This is a genomic window from Bacillus sp. FAU20 (assembly GCF_056033865.1).
The window spans coordinates 393,019-419,059 of sequence record NZ_JBVYHY010000003.1; the positions used below are offsets into that span (position 1 = coordinate 393,019).

Below are 26,041 nucleotides of genomic sequence, written 5' to 3' on the forward strand. Positions count from 1 at the left end.
ATAGAAATGAGGGAGATTCGTGAAATTACTAGATTTATTATCAAAAGGAATTGTAATAGGTGATGGTGCGGTTGGGACGTTATTGCATTCACATGGTTTGCAAAGTAGTTTTGAAGAATTGAATGTATCTGATCCAGACTTAATTATATCAATTCATAAACAATATGTAGCTGCTGGAGCAGATGTAATTCAAACGAATACGTATGGAGCAAATGAGGCGAAATTACGTATGTATGGTTTAGAAAATCAAGTTACAGAAATTAATAGAGCGGCAGTAAAACTGGCGAAAGCATCTGTGGCAGATAAAAATGCAATTTTAGGAACAATCGGTGGTATGAAACATATCGGAGCTGTTACAACGACTGATATGGAAAGAGAGTTTATGTTACTTGAACAGGCGGAGGCTTTACTAGAAGAACAGGTTGATGGATTACTATTAGAAACTTTTTACGATGAATTTGAATTACTTCATGCCGTTAAAGTATTGCGTAAGCAAACGAATATTCCAATTGTTGCTCAATTAGCGTTACATGAAGCAGGTACGACTCAAAATGGAAATGATGTCAATGAAATATTAAAGCAACTTATAGATTACGGTGCAAATGTTGTTGGATTGAATTGTCAACTAGGGCCGCTTCATATGACGGAAGCTTTCAAAATGATATCGATTCCGCAAAATGGCTATTTATCAGCATACCCAAATGCAGGTCTCCCGAATTATGTGGAGGGACGTTACGTATATGAGGGAAGCCCAGCTTATTTCGAAGCGATGACACCGAGATTTATTGAGCAAGGTATTCGGTTATTGGGTGGTTGTTGTGGTACGACTCCAGAACATATTCAAAGTATGAAGCGCGCTGTTGCGAATATTACCCCTGTAATAGAAAAAGACACGATTCAAAGGCCGAAAGTCGTTCATACGCATGAGAAACGCTCGAAGGCTCACGTCACTCTAGCAGAGAAAGCGAAAAAACAAACGACAGTTGTAGTGGAATTAGATCCACCGAAAACGTTAGATACACAGCGTTTTTTTGAAGGAGCAAGAGCGTTAAAAAGAGCGGGAGCAGATGCTATTACTCTAGCAGATAATTCATTAGCATCACCTCGTGTTTCTAATATGGCAATGGGTGCGTTATTAACGAAGCATGATATCCCGGTATTGACGCATTTAACGTGTAGAGATCATAACGTCATTGGACTACAATCTCATTTGTTAGGTTTATCGGCGTTAGGGATGGAAGAAGTGTTAGCTTTAACTGGTGATCCAGCGCGCGTTGGTGATTTTCCCGGTGCCACTTCTGTATATGATTTATCCTCTATTGAGCTTATTAAAATGATTAAAGAAATGAACGGTGGACGTTCAATTTTAGGGAAATCAATTGGACCGGCGACAAGGTTTTCTGTAGGCGGCGCATTTAATCCTCATGTAAGGCACTTAAAAGCAGCGGTTAAGCGGATGGAACGAAAAATAGATGCTGGAGCGGAGTATTTTTTAACTCAGCCAATTTATGATATCAAGTTAATTGAAGAAGTGTATGAAGCGACAAAGCATTTGGAACAACCTATTTTTATTGGAATTATGCCGTTAGTAAGTAAGCGGAATGCAGATTTTCTTCATTTTGAGGTGCCGGGTATTACTCTTCCTGAAGAAATAAGAGAGAGAATGGATGGACATGAAACGAAAGAGGCAGCAATTGAGGAAGGGATTCGCATTTCACAAGAATTGATTGACGCAGCGATGAAATATTTTAATGGTATTTATCTTATTACACCATTTTTAAAGTATGAAATTACAGAACATCTTGTTAAATATGTAAGAGAAAAGCAAGAAGTGAAAGAAGGTATTAATTGATGAAGTGTATAGAAGAAAAATTAAAAAATAGCATTTTAATATTAGATGGTGCAATGGGGACAATGATTCAGCAAGAGGATTTAACTGCTGAAGATTTCGGAGGGGAAGAGTACGAGGGCTGTAATGAATATTTAGTAGAAACAAGACCAGACGTTATTTTAAAGATTCATAAAACTTATATTGAAGCTGGAGCGGATATTATTGAAACAAATACATTTGGGGCAACGAATATTGTACTAAGTGATTATGAGCTGTCTCATTTAGATGAAGAACTAAATGAAAAGGCAGCACTTTTGGCGAAGCAAGCTGTTAAAGAAAGCGGGAAGGAAGTATATGTTGCGGGAGCGATGGGACCAACAACGAAAGCAATTAGTGTTACTGGTGGTGTGACTTTTGAAGAATTGATTGAGGCTTATACAAGGCAAGCACGAGGATTATTAAAAGGAGAAGTTGATGTATTACTCGTTGAGACGAGTCAAGATATGCGTAACGTGAAAGCAGCTTATATTGGAATTCAAGCTGCATTTGAAGAACTGAAAAAAACGGTTCCTATTATGATTTCAGGAACGATTGAGCCAATGGGAACGACTCTGGCTGGGCAAACAATTGAAGCTTTTTATTTATCAGTAGAACATATGAAACCATTATCTGTTGGGTTAAACTGTGCGACTGGTCCGGAGTTTATGAGGGACCATATTCGTTCACTATCTGATTTATCGGAGTGTTACATTTCTTGTTATCCAAATGCAGGTCTTCCTGATGAAGATGGACATTATCATGAATCTCCATCTTCTCTTGCTGAAAAGGTGAAGCGATTTGCTGAAGAAGGATGGGTTAATATTATTGGTGGTTGTTGTGGCACGACACCAGAACATATAAAAGCAATGAAATCCGCGCTAGCACCTCTTAAGCCTCGTGACCATCATGAGAGAGAAGGACATGGAGTTAGTGGATTAGAAGCACTGCAATATGATGAGTCTATGAGACCGTTATTTGTGGGTGAAAGAACGAATGTTATTGGGTCACGTAAATTTAAACGATTAGTAGCAGAAGGGAAATTTGAAGAGGCTGCTGAAGTGGCAAGAGCGCAAGTGAAGAAAAATGCTCATATTATTGACATTTGTATGGCAGATCCTGATCGCGATGAAATAGAAGATATGGAAAACTTCTTAGCAGAAGTTACGAAAGTTTTAAAAGTACCGATTATGATTGATTCAACAGATGAAAATGTGATGGAGCGAGCTCTTACTTATATTCAAGGAAAAGCTGTTATTAATTCAATTAATTTAGAAGATGGAGAAGAACGATTTAAAAAAGTGACACCGCTTCTTCAGAAGTATGGTGCCGCTATAGTTGTAGGAACAATTGATGAAGACGGTATGGCGGTTAGTGCGGAACGAAAGATAGAAATTGCGAAAAGAAGCTATGAATTACTTACAAAGAAGTATGGGATACGCCCGTCAGATATTATTTTTGATGCACTTGTGTTTCCAGTAGGGACAGGTGATGAAGAATATATTGGTTCAGCGGCAGCGACTATAGAAGGAATTCGCCTTATTAAAGAAGCGTTACCAGAGTGTTTAATGATTTTAGGTGTAAGTAACATATCATTTGGTTTACCACCGGCTGGACGTGAAGTATTAAATTCAGTTTTTTTATACCATGCTACGAAAGCAGGATTAGATTACGCGATTGTGAATACGGAAAAATTAGAACGCTATGCGTCGATTCCAGAGGAAGAAAAACGACTTGCAGATGCATTACTGTTTGAAACGACGAAAGAGACATTGGAAGAATTTACAAATTTTTACCGAGTTGCTAAAAAGAAAGATGTCGTTGTGCAAGAAACGTTAACGCTTGATGAAAGACTAGCAAATTATATTGTAGAAGGTACGAAACAAGGATTACACGAGGATTTAAGTCTTGCACTTGAAGAAGGAAGAAAACCTCTTGATATTATTAACGGTCCGCTTATGACAGGGATGGACGAGGTAGGACGACTATTTAATAATAATGAACTTATTGTTGCTGAAGTATTGCAAAGTGCCGAAAGTATGAAAGCCGCTGTAAGCTATTTAGAGCCACATATGGAATCTAGTGATAGTGCGAAAAAAGGGAAAGTGTTATTAGCAACTGTAAAAGGTGACGTGCATGATATTGGGAAAAATCTCGTTGAAATTATTTTAGCGAATAACGGATATGAGATTATTAATTTAGGAATTAATGTACGTTCGGATCGAATTGTTCAAGAAGTACAAGAAAAGAAGCCAGACATTATAGGTCTTTCAGGTTTATTAGTAAAATCAGCGCAACAAATGGTAACGACTGCTGAAGATTTAAAAGCAGCAAATATTGATGTGCCCATTGTTGTAGGTGGTGCAGCGTTAACGAGAAAGTTTACAGATAATCGGATTTCACCATCATATAAAGGGCTCGTTTGTTATGCGAGTGATGCGATGACGGGGCTCGATATTATTAATAAGCTTCAAAAAGAAGAAGAGCGTGAGAAGATGAAACAGGATAAAAAAGAACGTCATCTTCATATCGTAAAAAAAGAGGAGAAGAAAGTAGAAATTCCAGCAGTAATTGAGCCATTACCGAAGGCTGAAGTTATCGTGCCTGATTCAACAAAACGAATTGTATTACGCGATATTCCGGCCCTTCATCTCGCCCCATTTTTAAATAGACAAATGCTACTTGGGCATCACCTTGGATTAAAAGGAAATGTGAAGAAGCTTTTGAAAGAGGGAGATAAGAGAGCGCATGAATTAAATGATTTAATAGATGAATTATTGCAGGAAGGACAATCTTGGTTAAAACCGAAAGCAGTGTATCAATTTTTCCCAGCGCAAAGCGACGGACAAAACATTGTAATATATGATCCAGAAGATCATACGCGTGTTATAGAGCGTTTCACATTCCCTAGACAAGGAAAGGCCCCCTATCGTACTTTAAGTGATTATTTGCGCCCAATTGGAGATGAGATGGACTATGTTGCTTTCTTATCTGTTACGGTTGGGGAAGGAGTTCGGGACATTGCTGAAGAGTGGAAGGGGAAAGGGGATTACTTACGTAGTCATGCCATTCAATCGTTAGCGCTTGAATTAGCAGAAGGACTTGCTGAAAAAACACATATGCTCATTCGTGATCGCTGGGGCATTCCGGACTCACCTGAACTGACGATGGAAGAACGTTTCCGTACGAAATATAGAGGAATACGTGTGTCATTTGGTTATCCAGCGTGTCCAGAACTTGCAGATCAAGAAAAGCTATTTCGCTTAATTCATCCAGAGGAAATAGGTATTTCATTAACAGAAGGATTCATGATGGAGCCAGAAGCATCCGTAACGGCTATGGTATTTTCTCACCCTGAGGCAAGATATTTTAGTGTATTATAGTCTTGAAGGGGGAGACGTATGAAGAAAATAGTCTTTACAGGTGGCGGTTCGGCAGGACATGTAACACCTAATTTAGCCATTATCCCATATTTACAGGAAGACAACTGGGATATCTCTTATATTGGTTCTCATCAAGGTATTGAGAAAACGATTATAGAAAAGGAAGGCATTCCCTACTATAGTATTTCGAGTGGAAAGCTACGTCGTTATTTTGATTTGAAAAATATAAAAGATCCTTTTCTTGTAATGAAGGGTGTTATGGATGCGTATGTAAGGATTCGAAAACTAAAACCAGATGTGATTTTTTCAAAAGGCGGTTTCGTATCTGTACCAGTCGTAATTGGAGGATGGCTAAATAGAGTACCAGTTTTATTACATGAATCTGATATGACGCCAGGACTAGCAAATAAAATTGCGCTTCGTTTTGCTTCGAAAATATTTGTTACATTTGAAGAAGCAGCGAAACATTTACCGAAAGAAAAAGTAATATATACGGGATCTCCTGTACGTGAAGAAGTGCTGAAGGGAAATCGTGAAAAAGGTTTAGCATTTTTAGGTTTTTCACGTAAAAAGCCAGTTATTACGATTATGGGGGGCAGCTTGGGCGCGAAAAAAATTAATGATACGGCTCGAGAAGCATTACCAGAACTTCTTAACAAGTATCAAATTGTTCACCTTTGCGGAAAAGGTAACCTTGACGAAAGTTTACAAAATAAAGATGGATATAGACAATTTGAATATGTACATGGAGAACTGCCAGATATATTAGCGGTAACAGATTTTGTTATTTCACGCGCGGGCTCCAACGCAATTTTTGAATTTTTAACATTACAAAAGCCGATGGTTTTAATTCCATTATCGAAATTTGCAAGCCGTGGAGATCAAATATTAAATGCAGAGTCCTTTGAAAGGAAAGGGTATGCCTCCGTATTATATGAAGAAGATGTAACTGTAAAATCTCTTATAAAGTATGTCGAAGAATTGAATCAAAATAATGAGAAGTATAAAACAGCACTAAAAAAATATAATGGAAAAGAAGCAATTAAAACAATCATTCAAAATATTTCAGAGGCATGATGAAACAATCATGCCTCTTTTAGTAGGGTGAAAGATTCCAAGAATTGATATTTTTATGTTACAATAAAGTGAAACTTTAATCAGTTGGGTGCATCCCACATCTAACTTCTTTACTTTTACTGAATTTTGAGGAGGGAGTCTTACTGCCCTCAAATAGCGGGATAACAAATGGGTTAATAGGGAAATTCCAATTAATGAAGCGTGAAAATACGAATGGATTAGGAGTGACTGTGTTGGAGCTAAGTCTCTATGAAAATACTGCACTTATTATATGCTTTGTGTTGTACGTTGGTAGTGTTATTGTTTATATTTCAAGGAAATTTTCGCAAGAAAGAGAGCTTGAAAAGTCAGAGATAACAGCTGAACTAGAAATGTTAGCTGATGAAAGTTATAAAAAACAAAAAATAAAACAAGACCATGAAGCATCCCATCATTTAAACGCAAATAAGTTTTAAAGATGGGGATTTTTTTTGAAGTTGTTCTTTATTATAGCTATAACAAATAACGCTAAAAAGGAGTTTCCCCATACATAATGAAGGAGTGTATATAAATGAATTTTTATATCGCCTCAGGTTTCCAAAATAAACATCTTGTACGTTCCGTAGCAAATGAACTGAAACATGCAGGATGGCACCATACATATGATTGGACAAAAAACGAAAGAGTAGCGAATGAAGAACAATTAAGAGAAATTGGTCAGGCAGAACAAAACGCTGTAAAAAAAGCGGATGTATTTTTACTTATATTAGATGGCGGAAACGGGAGCCATACAGAGTTTGGAATGGCGATTGCACTAGAGAAAACGATATATGTATATCAGGCAGAAAACCCGCTCCAAACAACGTTCTATCACTTGCCGGAAATAAATATTTTTGAAGGAGATGTAGCTGAGTTTGCATCTTATGTTATGAATCATATGAAATAATAGTAACTACCTAAAAGGTTATAAAAGTGATCTTTTGGGTACAGTGATGATAAGAAACGTATATAAAGGAGTACATAATATGAAATTAGAAAATGGATGGGAAACGAGCTTTTTAGAAGTCGTACAAAATAGTGAATTTAAGAAAGAGGCACTTCTTAGTCAATTGCTTTGTCAGGATAGTGAAGAAGTAGAAGAGCTTGTGGATGATTACGGCTACGAAGAACTTGTTGAACGTGAACATGATGATGAGTTAGCTGAAATCTTAGGAGAAGAACTTTTTAGTGAGATGGAACGCCAAGTATTCTTATCTTCAAACCCAGAAGAAAAACTTATTTCATTCGTCAATGGATTAGGTTTTCATGTGCTAGATTGGATAGTTCTTCTTGAAACAGAATTTGGCATTGATAGTGCAAGCTTTACATCAGATGCTGTGAAGGTGTTAGAAAAGCGTTTCAGACAATTTCCATACATAGAGGACAAGACAATTTTTGATATGACATTTGGAGAATCGATGGATGTATTAGAATCTGTTACAGGATTACAACTAAAGGAAAAGATGAACGTATAATGAAAAAAGAACGTGATTGGATCACGTTCTTTTTTACATAATAATAATTTTATCATCTAGTTTTGTCTGCCCGGTAAGAAGTGCGTTTAAATATTCCACTTTTCTTATACAAGCTTGTATATGTCTTTCAATCTCTTGTAACTCTGCTTGGTGATGTGTTTCAATTGGATGAATTTGTACGTTGAATTTTTCAAATTGACTACTATATGTTATTTCTGCATAGCCGCTCATAATATCGGTTTCGTTATGAAATAAAAATTGCTTCGTTTTGTCACAGAATGATACATCCTGAAAGCCATATACTTTTAATGCTTCAATTACTTTTTTAATCATTTTTGTATTCATTTTTTAACCCTCTTTGCGAAGTTCTACTTATATATTATAACATAAAAAATTACATAGAAAGCGCTTCCAAATGTATTTTATTATAAACTTTACGTTTCAATCACAAAAATGAAACAAAGAAAAAATAATTGTAAAGAAGGAAGGACTCTTTTATTGTTTCGTCATATATATAGAGAAATAGTGCAATGAAAGGAAATTTTCCGAGGTGGAGATCGTATTTCCAATTTGAGCGCAGTAAAAGAGGTGAGAATCTTGAACTTTGATATTGTAGGACAAAAAGCATATATAAAAGATGGACCGCATCGGAACCGAATTGGAATTGTAAAGAAAAACAAGACAAAATTAGCATCGCAGTTTGCTATTGTAATTGGAGAACAAATCATTGATGTAGAGCTAAAGGATATCGTGTTAGTTGGAGTAGACGTAGGACAATTTCATAAATGGTGCGAACAAAATGGTTATTTGTGAAAAGGACGGGCTGTGAGATAATGAAATATATTTGAGGAAAGAGGATATGTTATTGTATTCTCTTTTTCTATGTTTAAGGAGGCGAAAATGAAATATAAAGAACAGGAGTTTACGTTGGAGTTAAAAGAGAACATTCAATGTATGGAGAAGGAAATAGAGCGAATATCACTTAAACTGCATAAAGAGTATTCGCATTTATACATAGAAAAACACATGGAATTAGATATGGGATTTGCAAGAGAAAAAGAGAATCCCTTTGAGGTGGGTTATTATTCATCAGTTGCTATAGCTATATTAGATGAAGAAAAAGAGATGATTGAATTTCATAATATTCTAATTTGGAAATGCGAAAGAATCTTTTTAGGAATGCCAATTCAATCAAACATTTTGGGGAGTAAGAAAGTAGGGGAACTCGCTGATGAATCTTGTTATGAGATTGAGGAAGAGTTAAAAGAGCAACTAGAAGAATACTTGGAGTGATAATTCTCAAGATAAAATCTATAAAGAGGGAACGGAATAAAAAAGACGCTAACAATTGTATGTTAGCGTCTTTTTTCATTATGAAGCAATTTCACCAGTTTTTGTATCATCTTGATTGTACGTATCTTGATCTAATTCACCAAGCCATTTACTTGAAATAAGACCTGCTGTCATAGAACCACTTACGTTAAGAGCTGTACGCCCCATATCGATTAATGGCTCAACCGAGATAACTAGAGCAACAATACCGATTGGTAAGTTCATCGTAGATAGTACGATTAAAGCTGCGAATGTTGCGCCGCCACCAACTCCGGCAACACCGAATGAGCTAATAGCAACAACAGCGATTAAAGTTAAAATAAATTGTGGTTGTAATGGATCAATTCCTACAGTTGGAGCGACCATCATTGCAAGCATTGCTGGATAAATACCTGCGCAACCGTTTTGTCCGATAGATACCCCAAATGAAGCTGCGAAGTTTGCAATTCCTTCGGAAATACCAAGCTTTTCTTTTTGAGCTTCAATATTTAATGGCATCGCACCAGCACTAGAGCGAGATGTGAATGCAAAAGTTAGTACAGGGAACACTTTTTTCAAATATTGAATTGGATTTAAACCAGACAATGCAATTAATAATAAGTGAATGATAAACATTACGATAAGTGCTACGTAAGAGGCTAACACGAAGTTACCAAGTTTTAAAATAGCATTTATATCGCTACCAGCAACTGTTTTTGCCATAAGAGCTAATACGCCGTATGGAGTAAGGCGTAAAATTAATGTTACCATACGCATTACGATTGCATATACAGCATCAAGCATATTCTTAAATAGCTCTGCTTGTTCTGGATATTTTCGTTTTACACCTATAAAGGCAATGCCGATAAAGGCTGCAAATATTACGACAGAAATTGTTGATGTTGGACGAGCGCCTGTTAAATCAAGAAACGGATTTGTAGGTAATAGCTCTAATAATTTATCTGGAATTGTTGTCTTTTCAATAGAAGTAAATCTTTCTTCAACTAGTTTCAGACGAGCAGATTCTGCATCACCTTGTTGTAGGCCTGTTGCAGATACATCAAATCCTGCACTTGCAGCGATACCGACAGCTGCAGCGATTCCTGTAGTAAGAATTAAAATACCGATAATAAGGCCACTAATTTTACCAAGATTTTTCGTTAACTGTAATTTTGTAAATGCTGAAATAATAGATACTAAAATAAGTGGCATAACGATCATTTGAAGTAATTTTACATAACCGTTACCGATTAAGCCAAACCAAGTATTTGATTCAATAATTACTTTAGAAGTTGGCTCATAAATAAATTGTAATATAAGACCGAATAAAATACCGACTCCTAAAGCGGTAAATACACGTTTATTAAAAGATACATGCTTACGTTGCATATAATATAATACGCCAACTAAGATGAGCATGACTGCAACGTTAATTCCGACAAGCAGTGTATTCATGTTGATTCCCCCTAATTCCAATCTGTTATATAGAATATAAGGTAATAAAACCTATAAGTCAACTAGGAAATTACGGAATTAAAAAAAAGATGGCAAAATGCCATCTTTTAATGTCCAGCTCCAGGCACAAGTAAGAATGTCGTGTAGTATGTAAATCCTATGAAGAAAACAGTTAAATATGCCCCGAATACGTATATATACATACGCTCTGTTAATTTTAAATAGCTTAAAAGTACGAAGAATCCTGTTTGTCCTAAAAATAGTAGTGCGGCCTGTTGCATATCCCCTACGTAAAACATAACCGAGAAAATTCCAGTCCAAAAGCCGAGAACGCGAAACATGCGCTCCATGCCATCTCCCTCCTTTTCTAAAAAAAGTAAACCTCACCTCATTATAGTTTATTTTTCTTACTATTGTAAATATTCGTTCATATAAAAAGAAGCCATTTATAAATGGCTTCTTTTTATATGAGAAATTAAATTGTTAGTTTATAATTACAAGATTTACATCCATCTAATAGACTATCATTTCGAGTTAATTCCATGTTAGGGAATAGGATTTCAAAAATTCCTTTCATCATATCTCCGTGCATGTTACAAATTTCAGTTGGGTGATGAACAGCAACTTCCTTAAATGGACAATTGTGTACATCATAGAAAATTTTTGTTCCATCTGCACTTAATTCAAATGCAGGTGATAAGCCAGCTGTTGAGAAAGCTTCTTTTGCAATTTGAACCTTTTGTTCCACTGTTAAAGCATCTTCACTCACATTTAAACGCAGCATATGTTGTTGCATTAATTCTGCCCCAAATTGTTTTCCTGTTTCGTATAGCGCTTTCTCACCAGCAGCGCCAAGGCTAAGTAAAGAATTGAATGCGATTCTTGCTAACAATTGATAATCACGGAATGGAAATTGCAATTGAATAACATCTTCAGATAAGACATATAATCTGCTTGGTCTTCCGCCTTTTCCAGTTTTCTTCGTTTCCGATTTAAGCATATGAACATCTTCTAATTTAGATAAATGTAAACGTGCTACGTTTGGATGAATATCGAATTCATCTGCAATTTCTTGTACCGTTACGTAACTATGTTTTTGCGAAATATATTTATAAATGTAATAACGAGTTGGGTCAGCTAAAACACCTGTAATTTTTAAAGCTTGTTCCATGAGGATCTCCACCTTTATCACTTTATCCAAGATAATAACATTATAATACAGATAAACATAAGTATAGGTAATTTCAGACAATAATTCGGAAATTGTTCATAATTTCACAAACATATTTTTCCTTTTTCTTCTATTGAAAATACAAAAGTCCCAATTTTTATTGCGCATGTTTTCATGCTATATACATAGTGAGGAGGGAAAAGTGATGAATGGGATTGAAATTTTTGCGAATGCAATTTTAAAAGAAGCGTGTAGGGTACAAGCGTCAGATTTACATATTGTGCCCCGGCAGAATGATGTAGCGGTGCAACTACGTATAGGAAAAGATTTAATGACGAGACAGTGTATTGAAAAGGAGTTTGGAGAAAAACTTGTCTCACATTTCAAATTTTTAGCATCTATGGACATAGGAGAGAAACGGAAGCCACAGAATGGTTCGTTGTATTTGCAAATTGATGGACAAGAAGTGTATTTACGCCTTTCAACACTTCCAACAGTATATCAAGAAAGTCTTGTTATTCGCCTCCATTTACAAGCATCTGTTCAGCCCTTATCACATCTTTCGTTATTTCCAAGTACAGCAGCAAAACTACTCTCGTTTTTACGCTATTCACAGGGGCTACTCGTGTTTACTGGACCGACTGGATCTGGGAAGACGACGACAATGTATGCATTATTAGAGGTAATTAGAAAAAAGAAAACACGCCGCATCATTACACTTGAAGATCCGGTTGAAAAAAGAAGTGACGATGTATTACAAATTCAAATAAATGAAAAAGCGGGTCTCACATATGAAACAGGATTAAAGGCTATTTTACGTCATGATCCAGATATTATTTTAGTCGGTGAAATACGTGATGAAGAAACAGCAAAAATAGCTATAAGAGCAAGTTTGACAGGACATTTAGTAATGACAACGCTGCATACGAATGATGCGAAAGGAGCAATCATTCGTTTCATGGATTATGGTATAACGAGGCAAGAGATTGAACAGTCTTTATTGGCTGTGGCTGCACAGCGACTTGTCGAATTGAAGTGTCCGTTTTGCAGAGGAAAGTGCTCAACTTTATGTAAATCAATGAGGCAAGTAAGGCAAGCAAGCATTTATGAGCTACTATATGGATATGAGTTAAAACAAGCGCTTAAAGAAGCAGATGGAGAATGTGTTACTTACAAACATGAGACTTTAGAATCGTCAATACGAAAAGGATATGCTTTAGGTTTTTTAGAAGAAGATGTTTATGTTTAAGAAAACTTGGAGTTTAAGTGATCAAGTAGTATTGTTGAAACGTTTAGGAGAATTATTAGAAAAAGGCTACTCTCTTTTACAAGCATTAGAATTTTTACAGTTTCAATTACCTGTAGAAAAGAAAGTACAATTGCAGGGCATGATTGAGGGGTTAAAAGATGGGAAAAGTCTACACGATTCTTTTCATCAGTTAAAGTTTCATCAGGACATGTTAAGTTATTTATTTTATGCCGAGCAACATGGTGATATTTCTTTTGCTTTGCAACAAGGAAGTGCACTTCTTTATAAGAAAGATAAGTATAGGAGAGACATGATGAAAATAATGCAGTATCCTATGTTTTTGATGTTTTTTTTACTAATCATGCTTTTTATTTTTAAACTTATTTTATTACCTCAGGTTGAAATGGTTTATAGTTCGTTCGGTTCTAATACACCACTACTTACAGAACAAATTCTAAGTGCAATAAAACTGCTACCTTACATTATTTTAACCGCTATTTTAACTGTTATTATTGGATGTAGTTTATATATGTTGTATTTTAGGAAACTTCCACATATTAGACAGGTAAAAATCATGCTTCGTATTCCTCTCATCAAAACATTTCTTATTTTAAAGCATTCACATTATTTTGCTACTCAGTTGAGTGGTTTATTAAATGGTGGACTATCAGTATGCGAAGCTTTAACAATAATGATGGAGCAAAGATATCATCCGTTCTTTCAATATGAAGCGAGCCGGATTGAAAGACAATTAATTGGAGGAGAACAGTTACAATCTATCATTGCTAAAAGTGGGTATTACGAGAAAGAACTTTCTTATGTTATTACCCATGGACAAGCAAACGGCAATTTAGGGATTGAATTAGGTGACTATAGCGATCTTATTATGGAAAAGATGGAACGGAAAATTAAACATATGTTAGTTATCATTCAGCCTATTTTATTTACATGTATTGGAGGAATCGTTGTCCTTATGTATTTAGCGATGATTATGCCGATGTTTCAAATGATGGATTCTATTTAGGGGGCATTTGTATGCAAAATGAGGAAGGATTTACTCTGTTAGAGATGCTATTAGTAATGGTTGTCATAACTATATTATTACTATTAATTATTCCGAATGTAGTTACACAGCGCTCATCGGTCCAAGGAAAAGGGTGTGCAGCTTACGTGAAATCTATAGAAGCGCAAATACAAGTATATCAATTACAACATAATAAAATTCCATCGTTAAAAGAACTGGCAGATGAAAAGTATATTACAGCTGATAAGTGTCCGAATGGCGAATCTATTCATATATCAGATGATGGCACAGTATCAATTAGGGCATTGTGAAACAGCAAGGATTTACTTTTTTAGAAATGTTACTCGTTTTATTTGCTATTTCTGTATTAAGTATAGTTACGTATTTTAGTGTTCATTCCTTATATGAGCGACAAAAAGTTGAACAATTTTTGAGACAGTTTTCAAATGATATTTTATATATGCAGCAATTAGCGATAAACCGTCAAAAGCACTATACATTACGTTGGCATAAAGATAGAAATATGTATGCTATAAAAGAGTCAGGTACAAAGTATTATATCGTCAAGCGAGAGTATGAAGAAGATATACAAATCGATTTGCATACGTTTCCAAATCCGATGACATATAATCCAAGTGGAAATATTAATAGAGGTGGTACGATTATAATTTCGTATAGAAATTATAAATATGAAATTGTATTTCAGCTTGGAAGAGGGAGATTTACGTATCGTGAAATGTCAAAAAGGATCCATAATGGCTGAAATGATTGTATCGTTAAGTGTTTTAATGATGGCTGTATCGTTACTACTACCGCAAACAGCATTAGTTATGCAAGAAAGAAAAAATATACAAATTCGTTATAAGGCATCTGGGTTATTAAAAAAAGAAGCAGCTATATATATGTATGGAAATGAAGAAAAGCGAATAATAGAAAAGAATATAAATGGAATTGTGTATTACACATATTGGGGAGGCAACGAAGTTTGTACCATGTGGAGAGATGTGAAAGACAGAATGATGGAACAATGCTTTTATGTAGGAGAAAAAATAAATTAGAATTTGGTTTTTCATTAATAGAAATGATTGTATGTCTGTTTCTATTATCAATATTTTTTTTGCTCTTTCCCCGCCTACATTTCATTGAAATGGAAAATAAACAGTCGAAAGGGTTAAATGATTGGGAGTGGAATGTGTTTTTAGGTCAAATGCAATTGGAGTTTCGTGAAGTATCATCTGGAGAACAGCTAGCATTTGAAAATGGAGAAAGTATTTTACGATTCCGATCGCGTAATGGGAGTGAAGTATCGTATGAAAAAGAGAATAGTCGTCTTATAAGAAAGGTAAATAGGCGCGGGAGGGAAGTTGTTTTACAAAATATTGGAACGGTTTCTTACAAACTAACACCTCATGTACTCATTATAAATGTGAAAGATACTAGTGGGGAAATATATGAAGGTGTAGTTATGCGATATAGCGAAATAGGAATAAACGTATGAGAAAGCAAAATGGATTTACAATGCCTGGGACGATTATCTTTCTTATTTTATTAACTTCTTTTTTTATATACGAAACAAATATGTTGTTTACAGATAAAAATTTTTATATAGAAATAGAACAAAAGTTTTTACTGGATGAACTACTTAACCGATCTATTACAGATATAAAAAAAGACTTACAGCAACAAGAAAATGAAGGTACATTCTTCTTTCAGTATGAAAAGGGAGAAGCGAGTGGAAATTATGTCTTTGAAAATGATTTAATTCTCGTTGCGTTACAGTGCACACTCAAACAGGAAGCTTTCTATACGGTGAGCTTTCGGTATAGAAAAAAGGATGGAAAAATAGTCGATTGGATAGAAGGATAATATGTAAAAAATACGAAGAAAAACCAGGGATTTCTATTGTAAATTGAATTGATTTTTTAGAAGAAATGGATAAATATAATGATTAAAAGTTTAAATTTTCTCAAAAAAGAGAAAGGTAGAAAGAATGTGATATATTCATGCTATCCAATCATTATTTTTAGGGAGAATAGGGAAATGACAAACAACAATCAAATAGGTGAAAATAAGGAACAAACTATTTTTGATCATAAAGGAAATACGATTATGACAGAAGATAGAGAAATACACATTATTTCAAAATTCGAAGAACCTCTTATTGTCGTATTAGCAAATGTACTGAGTGATGAAGAGTGTGATGAATTAATTGAAATGTCTAAAAATAAAATGAAGCGTTCTAAAGTTGGTTCATCACGTGATGTAAATGATATTCGAACAAGTAGCGGTGCATTTTTAGAAGACAGTGAACTTACTTTAAAGATTGAAAAACGAATTTCATCTATCATGAATGTTCCTGCGTCGCATGGTGAAGGATTGCACATTTTAAATTATGAAGTGGATCAACAATATAAAGCACACTATGATTATTTTGCGGAACATAGTAGATCAGCTGCTAACAATCGTATTAGTACGCTTGTAATGTACTTAAATGATGTAGAAGAAGGCGGGGAAACGTACTTCCCGAAATTAAATCTTTCTGTACACCCTAGAAAGGGAATGGCAGTATACTTTGAGTATTTTTATCAAGATCAATCACTAAATGAGCTTACGTTACACGGAGGGGCACCTGTAACGAAAGGCGAGAAATGGATTGCAACGCAGTGGGTGAGAAGAGGTACTTATAAGTAAAAGCGAGTGTTACGTTTTGTTCTTCATAGTATAAGAACAAAACGTTTTTTATTAAACAAAGTAGCATCTTTCGTTATAATAACAATTAATAAATGACGATTGAGAGGACAGAAAATGAAATCTATATACATAACCGGCTATATGGGAGCAGGAAAAACAACAATTGGAAAAGCGTTAAGTAAAGAACTTCAAATAGATGTTGTAGATACTGATCAAAAAGTTGAAGAGAAGCAAGAGAAGGCAATTCGAAATATTTTTGCCGAAGAAGGTGAAATGGCTTTTCGGGAATATGAAAGCGAAATGTTACGTTCGCTACCAGTCCATAATGTCATTATTACAACTGGTGGGGGAATTATTGAACGAGCGGAAAATCGCAAGTGGATGAAAGAGAACGGAACTGTCGTGTATTTATATTGTGATCCGCATGTAATTGCAGAAAGGCTTCGTGAAGATACGACACGTCCACTATTTCAAAAGAAAGATATAGATGCATTCGTAAAGAAATTTGAATCACGCCGAGCTTATTATGAAGAGGCGCACATTCATATCGATACGACAAATAAGTCTGTAAGGCAAATTATGAATGAGTTAAAGGAAAAGATTAATGTATAAAAAAGTGGACATACTAATCAAGTAGAGGTGATGATAATATGTCTACTAATGATTATGTTCGCTTTGTGACGCAGCAGTTTGTGTCGTATATGGATGCTCCAAAAGAAGATCGAAAACAAAAGAAAGAACAACGCCGTGCTGAAAAAGAGCCATTTATGAATAAGTGGTTTGGTGTTATGCCGCTGAGTGCTGCTTTGTTTTACCGAAATGTAAAAAGTAAAAGAAAAAAATCAAGTTAAATTTTAGTCATATGTCTAGCAAACCAAAAATCCCCTAGTGTCGTATTACACTAGGGGATTTTTATTTACTGCACGGATTCTTTTTCTTCCGTAACGGCATGTATTTTATTGTTAACCCATACGAACCCTATTCCGATACAAATAGAAATGCCCCAGCCGACAGCGGTCATAATCGCTCTCATTTCACCATAGCCATCTACACCAAAAACAGAGATGAAATAAATTTTTAAAAAGCTTTTTAATATAAATTGCAGCCCGAAAAATAACGTTAAATATTGTAGTGCTGGATAGATACGACTATCACGATAAAGCTCACGACTTTTATCGCGGTCATGCCCTTGCAGCGCTGCAATATCCGCAGCGAAATATAACATGAGTGGTTTTTTTATGAAAATTGTACAGATGACGATAATACCGAGTACGATGTGATAATATGCATCATTCCACAACATTCGTTCAGCTGACCCAGATAATAAATCTACCGTTGTATTAGAAATAAGTGTAATTAAAATAAAGAACCCTGTCACGTTAAACTGTTTTTCTTTTTTTAAAGGTATACAGTGTATAAATAATCCCCGGAACAGAGGAAAGTAACATCGCGTAATAAGGATCGATATAAGGTTTTGCAAATTTCCAAATGAGGAATGGGATTACGAGATAAAAGACAAGATCTAATATAGCTTTTTTATTTTGATTCATACAAAGCCTCCTTAAGTTATACATATATTTTATAATATAATTTCTGAAAATTGTATAAGGTTTAATGGGAAAAGAAAAAATATATCAATTTTCGAGGGGTTAGTAGATTGAAAAAAATTGCCCCTAGCGTAGTAAGTTTTTTTAGTATATAATAAAGGAAACGCTTTCATTTTGATTTGTTCACAAAATGGACGGAAAATCACATATTTACTATCTATATGTTGCTTTATAATGAAACTAATTAAATATACATGCATACAATATTGTGAAATAAATAACATAAATAATCTATATAAATGTAAACGTTATCAAAAGAGAGAGGTGGAGACAATGAGTAAATTTTTCTTCAATCATAATCCAGCAACAGTAGAGGATGGAAGGCTTGTTAAATATGCTGAAATTATTTATGGAGAAGGTGGCCGTTCTGTATTAGAAAATTTAATGGTGAAGGCATCTATCAGATTGCGTGATCGTTATCCGAATAAATCTGACGAGCAGATCTCGAACCTAGTAAATAAAGGCATCCATGATATGTTTCAAAAATATGTGAGCGAGTAAGAGTGGCCAATGGCTGCTCTTATTTTTTTTTGTATAAGGATTGTAACTCTAGCTGAAAATAAACATGTATTCTGAAAAACGTAAAAAGGAGTGGGAAAGATGAGCAATGGAATTGGACGTTCGAAAGAAAATCTTCCAACTGATGCAAATCATGTGAGCGCGAAGGATCGTGCGTATCAAAAACGCATGGCAAAGCAAAAACAACAAGAGCGTAATGAGGATAGAGAATAACTCGAAATAAAGCTCCTTCTAAAGCAGAAGGAGCTTTATTTTGATAGAAAATGATTCGCGGTAACATAAAAGAGTCCACCGTTAATAATTTGCACTGTAATACGTGGTTCATACTGTTCTTGCAGAGCTTGTTTTTCAATTTCATAGCTCTCAGGAAGTTCGTCACTTTCTTCATAAAAACGGTTTAAAAGGTCTAAATCATGATTCCAACGCACTCTTGCTTCTTTTGCCCACGTATGGTCATCTTCTGCAATTATATTTTTTAAAGCGTCTTCTATGCGTTGTAAACCACTTTGAGGTTTAATGATGGGCGAGAGCGTAAAACAAAAATCAGGTATTTTTGGTGTAAGTTTAATGTTTGTTAATGTTTCATGAAAGTTTGCCATCATTGTTCCAGAAATGAGATGAATACCAATCGAGTGAAGGATGTCTTTTTTTCGATCACATTGATAGGAAACTTTTATATTAATACCGAGCCAAGGGTGGAGCGGTGTATGTGTTGCCCCATTATGTCTTACATCCTCATATAAACGTATGTATGAGCCTAATTCTTTTGTCGTTTGGAAAATTTGATGTAGACGTGGTGAACCGTAGTGAATAAGCTCACCATCATTTTCTTCATTTTCTGGATTTGTAATAAGAGTAAGGCGCATTGGATTCGGTACGCCTCCTGTTTTCTCAAGATAGTGCCAATAAAAAGGGCGATTCATTAATAATTTATCCATCTCAATTGTTAACTGTACATCTAATAAATGAGGAGAACGTTCTAAAATTTCACAGTTATTCGCCTCAAAGAAATTGTATAAGTAATTATGAATTTCATGTTGCTGCATAGCCTTGCACCTCAGCTTCATTTCGTTTCGCAAAGTCGATAATAGATGTTAAGTTTTCCATCTTAATTCTAATTTCACCTTCGCTTTTTGATTGCGCGAAAATTTCTTGAATGTGCGCGTCGATGTTTTTCATATTAATTCTTGTTAAAATTTCATCGAGTTCACCGATAACACGCTCGAATAAGTTGATTTTTTCATATAACAGTTTCAGAATATGTTCTTCAACAGTATGCTTTGTAGCTAAGTTATAAATATGAACATCATTTTTTTGTCCAAGACGGTGAATACGTCCGATTCTTTGCTCAAGACGCATTGGATTCCATGGCAAATCATAATTGATCATATGGCTACAAAACTGTAAGTTAATCCCTTCACCACCAGCTTCAGTTGCAATTAATACTTGTGCGTGGTTTTGGAAAAGCTCCTTCATCCAATCTTTCTTCCCGCGTTTAAACCCGCCGCGGAATGGAACGGAAGAAATACCGTGTTGTTGTAAAAACCATTGTAAGTACATTTGTGACGCTCGATATTCTGTGAAGATAACGACTTTATCGTCAATTTCTTTTATAAGCTCAAGAGCTTTATTTGCTTTTGAGTTGAAAGGAATATGATTAATTTTGTCCATTAGCACATCGATATGTGGATCTTTTATATAATGTTCATTTTCTTTCTGTCTTTTTTCTACATGCTTTTTCAATGAATAGTAAACAGCTTCCCGACTACTACACGCTTCCCGTTTTAAAGTTAACGATGAGAAAGCAGATGTGAAGGCGTCTTGTCCTCGCCAATTTTCGATATCATTATATAGAGCTTGTTCTTGTTCATTAAACTCAACAAAAATTGTACGTACATGTCTCTTCGGCCAATCGATACCGGTATTATGTCGTCTATTTCGCACCATTACTTTATTAATGAGAGCTTTTAAGTCTTCATCTGATTCGGCTGAGCGATTTTTGGAAGCGTAATATTCTTCAAAGTTGGATTGATTGCCTAAATGTCCTGGTTTTAATAAAGAAACAAGGTTAAAAATTTCATCAATCTTATTTTGAACAGGAGTAGCGGTTAGTAATAAACAAAACTTCTTTTTTAATCGTTGTGCAAATTCATAGTTTTTTGTTTTATTGTTTTTCAGTTTATGTGCTTCATCGATAATAATAAGGTCATATTCCAAGTTCAACACGATATCGCGATGTGGTGAACGTTTCGCAGTATCAATTGATGATACGATTACGTCAGCTTGTTCCCATGAGTAGCTTTTCTTTTGTGCTACAGCGGGAATGAAAAACTTTGTATTCAGTTCGTATGCCCATTGTGATACGAGAGAAGCTGGGACAAGTATAAGTACCTTTTTCACAAGCCCGCGGACCATGTATTCTTTCAAAATAAGTCCAGCTTCGATTGTTTTTCCAAGGCCTACTTCATCTGCTAGAATCGCTTTACCGTTCATTTGTTCAATCACATTTTGAGCGACTTCTAATTGATGCGGAAGCGGTGTGAAATGGGATAAATGTTTCGGTGCTTGTAGTCCATCAAAAGTAGGAACAAGTAACGATTTTTCTGTTTCATAAGCTAAGTGATATAAATCCCAGTTTGTCCAAGGACCATCTTCGTCAATTCTATTTAAAAAATTGTTTTGCCATGTCCGATCTACGGAAATATCGACATTCATTACAACTCTCCCACCTTTTATAAACTAAAGTAATTATTTTTTAATGTATGATGATTTGCCTTAAAAGAAGGCATAATTATCGTTATTAAAGGCTATATGATAGACAATAATAAAGTATTAAATCTCAAAAGCTGTATTTATTGTGTTTTAACATAAAAAATTCTAAATTATTTTTTATGCTAGAATATTGATGAAATATAGCGAATGATGTTAGGATAATGGTGTGAAATGTGTGGAATCTTTCGTATTTTATCCAAGAAAGTGATTTTTTATTTACGCTTTCATAAAAAAATATAATGAGATTCCGTATATCCTATCTTTTCAGAATGAAAATGTTTAGAAAAGGGAAGCAACTTTTATTGATTTGTCAAAGCATAAGGGGGAGAGAGCATGATTACATTACAACGTACACCGTTATTTGATGTATACGCGAAGTATGGTGGGAAAACAATCGACTTCGGTGGTTGGGAATTACCAGTTCAATTTTCAAGCATTAAAGAAGAACACGAAGCTGTACGTACAGCTGCGGGTTTGTTCGATGTGTCTCATATGGGAGAAGTTGAGGTAAAAGGTGTAGATAGTTTAGCATTTTTACAACGTGTTGTTACAAATGACGTATCTACCTTAAAGGTAGGGGGCGCACAATATACAGCTATGTGCTACGAAAATGGTGGTACAGTAGATGATTTATTAATCTACAAACGTGGTGAAGAAGACTATTTATTAGTAATCAATGCATCAAATATCGAGAAAGATTACGAATGGTTAGCAAGTCATGTAATTGGCGATGCGACAGTAGTCAATGTTTCTAGTGAAGTTGCACAGCTTGCAATTCAAGGACCAAAAGCAGAAGGCATTTTACAAAAAGTTGTGTCAGAAGATTTGAAAGAAATTAAGTTCTTTAAATTTAAAAACGATATTCTTGTAGATGGAATTCCAACACTTGTATCTCGTACAGGTTACACAGGTGAAGATGGATTCGAAATTTATTGTAAGAGTGAAGATGCTGCAAAACTTTGGGAGAAACTTCTTGAAGTTGGAGCAGAAGAGGGCTTAAAAGCATGTGGTTTAGGTGCTCGTGATACACTTCGATTCGAAGCAACATTACCACTTTATGGACAAGAATTATCAAAAGATATTACACCGATTGAGGCTGGAATTGGCTTTGCGGTAAAAACAAATAAAGAAGCAGACTTCTTTGGAAAAGCAACGTTAAAAGAGCAAAAAGAAAACGGTGCGCCTCGTAAATTAGTCGGCATCGAAGTAATCGAACGTGGAATTCCTCGTACGCATTACCCTGTATTTATTGGTGAAGAAAAAATTGGGGAAGTAACGAGTGGTACACAATCTCCAACGTTAAAGAAAAGCATTGGTTTAGCACTAATTGATGTAAAATACGCAGCAGTTGATACAGAAGTAGAAATTGAAATTCGTAATAAACGCGTCAAAGCAGTAGTTGTTCCAACACCATTTTACAAACGTTCAAAGTAACGGGGAGAGGGGTAGATTTCATGTTGCATCGTTATCTTCCAATGACAGAAGAAGACAAAAAAGAAATGTTACAAACGATCGGTGTTCAAACGATCGATGAATTATTCTCTGATATTCCAGAGAGTGTTCGTTTTAAAGGGGATTTAAAAATTAAAGAAGCAAAATCAGAGCCAGAGCTTTTAAAAGAGCTATCTCAAATGGCTAGTAAAAATGCTAACTTAAAAGAATACGCTTCTTTCTTAGGAGCAGGCGTATACGATCATTACGCTCCAGTAATTGTAGATCATGTTATTTCTCGCTCAGAATTTTATACAGCTTACACACCATACCAACCAGAAATTTCACAAGGGGAATTACAAGCAATCTTTGAATTCCAAACAATGATTTGTGAATTAACAGGAATGGATGTAGCAAACTCTTCTATGTATGACGGGGGAACAGCTTTAGCTGAAGCGGCAATGTTAGCAGCTGGCCATACTCGCAAAAAGAAAATTCTTGTATCTAGTGCGGTTCATCCAGAATCAAGAGCAGTACTTGAAACGTATGCAAAAGGTCAAAATCTTGAAGTTGTTGAAATTAATCATAAAGATGGTGTAACAGATTTAGACGTATTACAAAGTGAAGTAGATGATACAGTTGCTTGTGTAATCGTTCAATATCCAAACTTCTTCGGACAAGTTGAAAAATTAGCTGATATTGAAAAAATCGTTCATCAACAAAAATCATTATTTATCGTTTCTTCAAATCCATTATCATTAGGCGCATTAACACCACCAGGGAAATTTGGTGCTGATATTGTAATCGGTGATGCACAACCATTCGGTATTCCAACGCAGTTTGGTGGACCGCACTGTGGTTACTTTGCAACAACGAAAGCATTTATGCGTAAAATTCCAGGACGTCTTGTTGGACAAACTGTAGATTCAGATGGTAAACGTGGATTTGTATTAACGTTACAAGCACGTGAACAGCATATTCGTCGTGATAAAGCGACATCTAACATTTGTTCAAACCAAGCGTTAAATGCATTAGCAGCTTCTGTTGCAATGACGGCACTTGGCAAACAAGGTGTGAAGGAAATGGCACGTCAAAACATTTCTAAAGCACAATATGCCAAACGTCAATTTGAAGCGAAAGGCTTCACAGTAACATTTTCTGGACCATTCTTCAATGAGTTTGTTGTAGATTGCAAACGTCCAGTGAAAGAAGTAAACGATGCATTATTACAAAAGAATATTATCGGCGGTTACGACCTAGGCCGTGATTATAAAGAGCATGAAAACCATATGCTTGTAGCAGTAACTGAGCTTCGAACAAAAGAGGAAATTGACACACTTGTAAACGAAATGGGGGCTATCCAATGAAGAACCAAGACCAAGCACTTATCTTTGAAGTGAGTAAAGAAGGACGCATAGGATATAGCCTACCAAAATTAGATGTAGAAGAAGTGAAACTAGAAGATGTATTTGAGAGCGATTATATTCGAGTAGAAGATGCGGAGCTACCAGAAGTATCTGAACTTGATATTATGCGCCATTATACAGCACTTTCAAACCGTAACCACGGTGTTGATTCTGGATTCTATCCACTTGGATCTTGTACGATGAAATATAATCCGAAAATTAATGAGAATGTAGCTCGTTTCGCAGGATTTGCAAATATTCATCCACTGCAAGATGAAAAGACAGTACAAGGTGCAATGGAATTAATGTACGACTTACAAGAGCATTTAATTGAAATTACAGGTATGGATACTGTTACATTACAACCAGCAGCTGGTGCACACGGAGAATGGACAGGGTTAATGTTAATTCGTGCATACCATGAAGCAAATGGTGATTTTAACCGTACGAAAGTAATTGTTCCTGACTCTGCTCACGGAACGAATCCAGCATCTGCAACTGTAGCTGGTTTTGAAACAATTACAGTAAAATCAAATGAACATGGTCTTGTTGACTTAGAAGATTTAAAACGTGTTGTAAACGAAGAAACAGCAGCACTTATGTTAACAAATCCTAATACATTAGGTCTATTCGAAGAAAATATTTTAGAAATGGCAGAAATCGTCCATAATGCAGGCGGTAAATTATACTATGATGGTGCAAACTTAAATGCGGTATTAAGCCAAGCACGCCCAGGAGATATGGGATTTGACGTTGTGCATTTAAACCTTCATAAAACATTTACAGGTCCTCACGGCGGTGGTGGCCCAGGTTCTGGTCCAGTAGGTGTGAAAGCTGATTTAATTCCGTACTTACCAAAACCGATTTTAGAGAAAACGGAAAATGGTTATCACTTCAACTACGACCGCCCAGAAGCAATTGGTCGTGTGAAACCATTCTATGGTAACTTCGGAATTAACGTTCGTGCATACACGTATATTCGCTCTATGGGTCCAGATGGCTTGCGTGCAGTAACTGAGTATGCTGTATTAAATGCGAACTATATGATGAGAAGATTAGCACCATTCTACGATCTTCCATTCGATAGACATTGTAAGCATGAATTTGTATTATCAGGTCGTCGTCAAAAGAAACTTGGTGTACGTACATTAGATATTGCAAAACGTCTGCTTGATTTCGGTTACCATCCACCAACAATTTACTTCCCATTAAATGTGGAAGAATGTATTATGATTGAGCCGACAGAAACAGAATCAAAAGAAACATTAGATGGTTTCATTGATAAGATGATTCAAATCGCTAAAGAAGTAGAAGAAAATCCAGAAGTTGTACAAGAAGCACCGCATACGACAGTCATTAAACGTTTAGACGAAACGATGGCTGCACGTAAACCAGTTTTACGTTATGAAAAGCCAGCTCCTGTACAAGTTTGATTAGAATAACAAAGGAAGAACTCGCTATATGCGAGTTCTTTTTTTGTATGGAGAATTTGTCCCGCATTAACGGACAGTAAACTCCCAACTCAAAACTTAGCTGGTGCAAAGAAGTCAGGTGGGAGATAAACTGTCCGTTAATGCCCGATTGG

29 protein-coding genes and 2 pseudogenes are annotated in these 26,041 nt (G+C 35.5%); 23 read left to right on the plus strand and 8 right to left on the minus strand.

Translation table 11 applies throughout. From position 1 onward, the window contains the following. Nucleotides 1–19: 19 nt before the first annotated feature. The 6 genes from AC0OM3_RS02290 (at nt 20) to AC0OM3_RS02315 (ending at nt 7,820) form a co-directional block, all read left to right on the plus strand. Nucleotides 20–1,852, plus strand: coding sequence for a bifunctional homocysteine S-methyltransferase/methylenetetrahydrofolate reductase (locus AC0OM3_RS02290; protein ID WP_000770349.1), 1,833 nt, complete (start codon nt 20–22; stop codon nt 1,850–1,852). After that, nucleotides 1,852–5,250: a methionine synthase gene (gene metH, locus AC0OM3_RS02295; protein ID WP_474211042.1), complete on the plus strand. Its 3,399-nt coding sequence runs from the start codon at nt 1,852–1,854 to the stop codon at nt 5,248–5,250. The genes AC0OM3_RS02290 and metH overlap by 1 nt, the downstream gene beginning before the upstream one ends. Before the next feature lie 18 nt (nt 5,251–5,268). After that, a complete protein-coding gene (gene murG / locus AC0OM3_RS02300) occupies nt 5,269–6,327 on the plus strand; it encodes an undecaprenyldiphospho-muramoylpentapeptide beta-N-acetylglucosaminyltransferase (RefSeq protein ID WP_000724778.1) in 1,059 nt (352 codons plus the stop codon). A 194-nt stretch (nt 6,328–6,521) separates the two neighbouring features. Next, nucleotides 6,522–6,782, plus strand: a complete 261-nt coding sequence (locus AC0OM3_RS02305; protein WP_474211043.1) for a DUF3966 domain-containing protein — start codon at nt 6,522–6,524, stop codon at nt 6,780–6,782. A 95-nt stretch (nt 6,783–6,877) separates the two neighbouring features. Next, nucleotides 6,878–7,252: a nucleoside 2-deoxyribosyltransferase gene (locus tag AC0OM3_RS02310; RefSeq protein ID WP_001012347.1), complete on the plus strand. Its 375-nt coding sequence runs from the start codon at nt 6,878–6,880 to the stop codon at nt 7,250–7,252. A gap of 79 nt (nt 7,253–7,331) precedes the next feature. Beyond that, nucleotides 7,332–7,820: a hypothetical protein gene (locus tag AC0OM3_RS02315; RefSeq protein WP_000764269.1), complete on the plus strand. Its 489-nt coding sequence runs from the start codon at nt 7,332–7,334 to the stop codon at nt 7,818–7,820. Between the two features lie 33 nt (nt 7,821–7,853). Here the strand turns inward: AC0OM3_RS02315 and AC0OM3_RS02320 are convergent, their stop codons facing one another. Beyond that, nucleotides 7,854–8,165: a hypothetical protein gene (locus AC0OM3_RS02320; protein WP_001093237.1), complete on the minus strand. Its 312-nt coding sequence runs from the start codon at nt 8,163–8,165 to the stop codon at nt 7,854–7,856. Between the two features lie 252 nt (nt 8,166–8,417). Here AC0OM3_RS02320 and AC0OM3_RS02325 point away from each other — a divergent pair, with 252 nt between their 5' ends. Next, complete coding sequence (locus tag AC0OM3_RS02325) at nt 8,418–8,633, plus strand: DUF3912 family protein (RefSeq protein WP_001008332.1); 216 nt, start codon at nt 8,418–8,420, stop codon at nt 8,631–8,633. An 87-nt stretch (nt 8,634–8,720) separates the two neighbouring features. Continuing rightward, nucleotides 8,721–9,113 (plus strand): hypothetical protein, encoded by a 393-nt coding sequence (locus tag AC0OM3_RS02330; RefSeq protein ID WP_000875397.1) that lies wholly within the window; start codon nt 8,721–8,723, stop codon nt 9,111–9,113. Nucleotides 9,114–9,191: 78 nt separating this feature from the next. Here AC0OM3_RS02330 and AC0OM3_RS02335 read toward each other — a convergent pair whose 3' ends face one another. The 3 genes from AC0OM3_RS02335 to AC0OM3_RS02345 form a co-directional block, all read right to left on the minus strand. Further along, complete coding sequence (locus AC0OM3_RS02335; protein WP_001094346.1) at nt 9,192–10,586, minus strand: L-cystine transporter; 1,395 nt, start codon at nt 10,584–10,586, stop codon at nt 9,192–9,194. Between the two features lie 107 nt (nt 10,587–10,693). Continuing rightward, on the minus strand, nt 10,694–10,936 hold the full coding sequence (locus AC0OM3_RS02340; protein ID WP_000440717.1) for a DUF2626 domain-containing protein: 243 nt from the start codon (nt 10,934–10,936) through the stop codon (nt 10,694–10,696). A gap of 125 nt (nt 10,937–11,061) precedes the next feature. Further along, nucleotides 11,062–11,757, minus strand: a complete 696-nt coding sequence (locus AC0OM3_RS02345; RefSeq protein ID WP_000434104.1) for a helix-turn-helix transcriptional regulator — start codon at nt 11,755–11,757, stop codon at nt 11,062–11,064. Between the two features lie 205 nt (nt 11,758–11,962). Between AC0OM3_RS02345 and comGA the strand changes: the two genes are divergently transcribed. The 10 genes from comGA (at nt 11,963) to AC0OM3_RS02395 (ending at nt 17,572) form a co-directional block, all read left to right on the plus strand. Next, nucleotides 11,963–13,006, plus strand: a complete 1,044-nt coding sequence (gene comGA / locus AC0OM3_RS02350; RefSeq protein WP_001013171.1) for a competence type IV pilus ATPase ComGA — start codon at nt 11,963–11,965, stop codon at nt 13,004–13,006. After that, a complete protein-coding gene (gene comGB, locus AC0OM3_RS02355) occupies nt 12,993–14,030 on the plus strand; it encodes a competence type IV pilus assembly protein ComGB (RefSeq protein ID WP_002164182.1) in 1,038 nt (345 codons plus the stop codon). The genes comGA and comGB overlap by 14 nt, the downstream gene beginning before the upstream one ends. Before the next feature lie 11 nt (nt 14,031–14,041). Then, the gene (gene comGC, locus AC0OM3_RS02360) at nt 14,042–14,341 is read left to right on the plus strand and encodes a competence type IV pilus major pilin ComGC (RefSeq protein WP_001178685.1); all 300 of its coding nucleotides are present in this window, start codon (nt 14,042–14,044) and stop codon (nt 14,339–14,341) included. Then, on the plus strand, nt 14,338–14,793 hold the full coding sequence (gene comGD / locus AC0OM3_RS02365) for a competence type IV pilus minor pilin ComGD (RefSeq protein WP_000813141.1): 456 nt from the start codon (nt 14,338–14,340) through the stop codon (nt 14,791–14,793). The genes comGC and comGD overlap by 4 nt, the downstream gene beginning before the upstream one ends. Continuing rightward, nucleotides 14,786–15,088, plus strand: a complete 303-nt coding sequence (locus AC0OM3_RS02370) for a hypothetical protein (RefSeq protein ID WP_000829463.1) — start codon at nt 14,786–14,788, stop codon at nt 15,086–15,088. Before comGD ends, AC0OM3_RS02370 begins: the two co-directional genes overlap by 8 nt. Continuing rightward, nucleotides 15,058–15,528: a competence type IV pilus minor pilin ComGF gene (gene comGF, locus AC0OM3_RS02375; protein WP_000923105.1), complete on the plus strand. Its 471-nt coding sequence runs from the start codon at nt 15,058–15,060 to the stop codon at nt 15,526–15,528. The genes AC0OM3_RS02370 and comGF overlap by 31 nt, the downstream gene beginning before the upstream one ends. Continuing rightward, nucleotides 15,525–15,896, plus strand: a complete 372-nt coding sequence (gene comGG / locus AC0OM3_RS02380; protein ID WP_001231319.1) for a competence type IV pilus minor pilin ComGG — start codon at nt 15,525–15,527, stop codon at nt 15,894–15,896. Before comGF ends, comGG begins: the two co-directional genes overlap by 4 nt. 174 nt (nt 15,897–16,070) lie before the next feature. After that, nucleotides 16,071–16,721 carry a 2OG-Fe(II) oxygenase gene (locus AC0OM3_RS02385; RefSeq protein WP_000183865.1) on the plus strand — a complete coding sequence of 217 codons (651 nt, stop codon included), beginning with the start codon at nt 16,071–16,073 and terminating at the stop codon, nt 16,719–16,721. 114 nt (nt 16,722–16,835) lie between these two features. After that, nucleotides 16,836–17,333, plus strand: a complete 498-nt coding sequence (locus AC0OM3_RS02390) for a shikimate kinase (RefSeq protein ID WP_000836648.1) — start codon at nt 16,836–16,838, stop codon at nt 17,331–17,333. Nucleotides 17,334–17,371: 38 nt separating this feature from the next. After that, nucleotides 17,372–17,572 carry a YqzE family protein gene (locus tag AC0OM3_RS02395; RefSeq protein ID WP_000106083.1) on the plus strand — a complete coding sequence of 67 codons (201 nt, stop codon included), beginning with the start codon at nt 17,372–17,374 and terminating at the stop codon, nt 17,570–17,572. A gap of 65 nt (nt 17,573–17,637) precedes the next feature. On the opposite strand, the pseudogene AC0OM3_RS02400 reads toward AC0OM3_RS02395, so the two are convergent. Both AC0OM3_RS02400 and AC0OM3_RS02405 read right to left on the minus strand, forming a co-directional pair. After that, nucleotides 17,638–18,271, minus strand: a pseudogene (locus tag AC0OM3_RS02400) (VC0807 family protein). Between the two features lie 141 nt (nt 18,272–18,412). Continuing rightward, nucleotides 18,413–18,528 (minus strand): annotated as a pseudogene (locus AC0OM3_RS02405) (GTP pyrophosphokinase). A 73-nt stretch (nt 18,529–18,601) separates the two neighbouring features. On the opposite strand from AC0OM3_RS02405, the gene AC0OM3_RS02410 reads away from it, so the two are divergent. Together AC0OM3_RS02410 and AC0OM3_RS02415 are read left to right on the plus strand one after the other, a co-directional pair. Further along, entirely contained in the window at nt 18,602–18,829 is a 228-nt protein-coding gene (locus AC0OM3_RS02410) for a hypothetical protein (RefSeq protein ID WP_000032702.1), read from the plus strand. Between the two features lie 99 nt (nt 18,830–18,928). Then, the gene (locus tag AC0OM3_RS02415; RefSeq protein ID WP_000064668.1) at nt 18,929–19,060 is read left to right on the plus strand and encodes a hypothetical protein; all 132 of its coding nucleotides are present in this window, start codon (nt 18,929–18,931) and stop codon (nt 19,058–19,060) included. 35 nt (nt 19,061–19,095) lie between these two features. Here the strand turns inward: AC0OM3_RS02415 and AC0OM3_RS02420 are convergent, their stop codons facing one another. Next, nucleotides 19,096–19,893 carry a YqhG family protein gene (locus AC0OM3_RS02420; protein WP_001183964.1) on the minus strand — a complete coding sequence of 266 codons (798 nt, stop codon included), beginning with the start codon at nt 19,891–19,893 and terminating at the stop codon, nt 19,096–19,098. Then, a complete protein-coding gene (locus AC0OM3_RS02425) occupies nt 19,880–21,562 on the minus strand; it encodes a DEAD/DEAH box helicase (protein ID WP_001100037.1) in 1,683 nt (560 codons plus the stop codon). The genes AC0OM3_RS02420 and AC0OM3_RS02425 overlap by 14 nt, the downstream gene beginning before the upstream one ends. Before the next feature lie 390 nt (nt 21,563–21,952). On the opposite strand from AC0OM3_RS02425, the gene gcvT reads away from it, so the two are divergent. The 3 genes from gcvT to gcvPB are packed head-to-tail and all read left to right on the plus strand — an operon-like array spanning nt 21,953 to nt 25,889. Next, complete coding sequence (gcvT, locus tag AC0OM3_RS02430; protein ID WP_000631774.1) at nt 21,953–23,053, plus strand: glycine cleavage system aminomethyltransferase GcvT; 1,101 nt, start codon at nt 21,953–21,955, stop codon at nt 23,051–23,053. A gap of 20 nt (nt 23,054–23,073) precedes the next feature. Continuing rightward, complete coding sequence (gcvPA, locus tag AC0OM3_RS02435; protein WP_000903242.1) at nt 23,074–24,417, plus strand: aminomethyl-transferring glycine dehydrogenase subunit 1; 1,344 nt, start codon at nt 23,074–23,076, stop codon at nt 24,415–24,417. Further along, nucleotides 24,414–25,889, plus strand: coding sequence for an aminomethyl-transferring glycine dehydrogenase subunit 2 (gcvPB, locus tag AC0OM3_RS02440; RefSeq protein WP_000795690.1), 1,476 nt, complete (start codon nt 24,414–24,416; stop codon nt 25,887–25,889). Before gcvPA ends, gcvPB begins: the two co-directional genes overlap by 4 nt. Nucleotides 25,890–26,041: the final 152 nt, after the last annotated feature.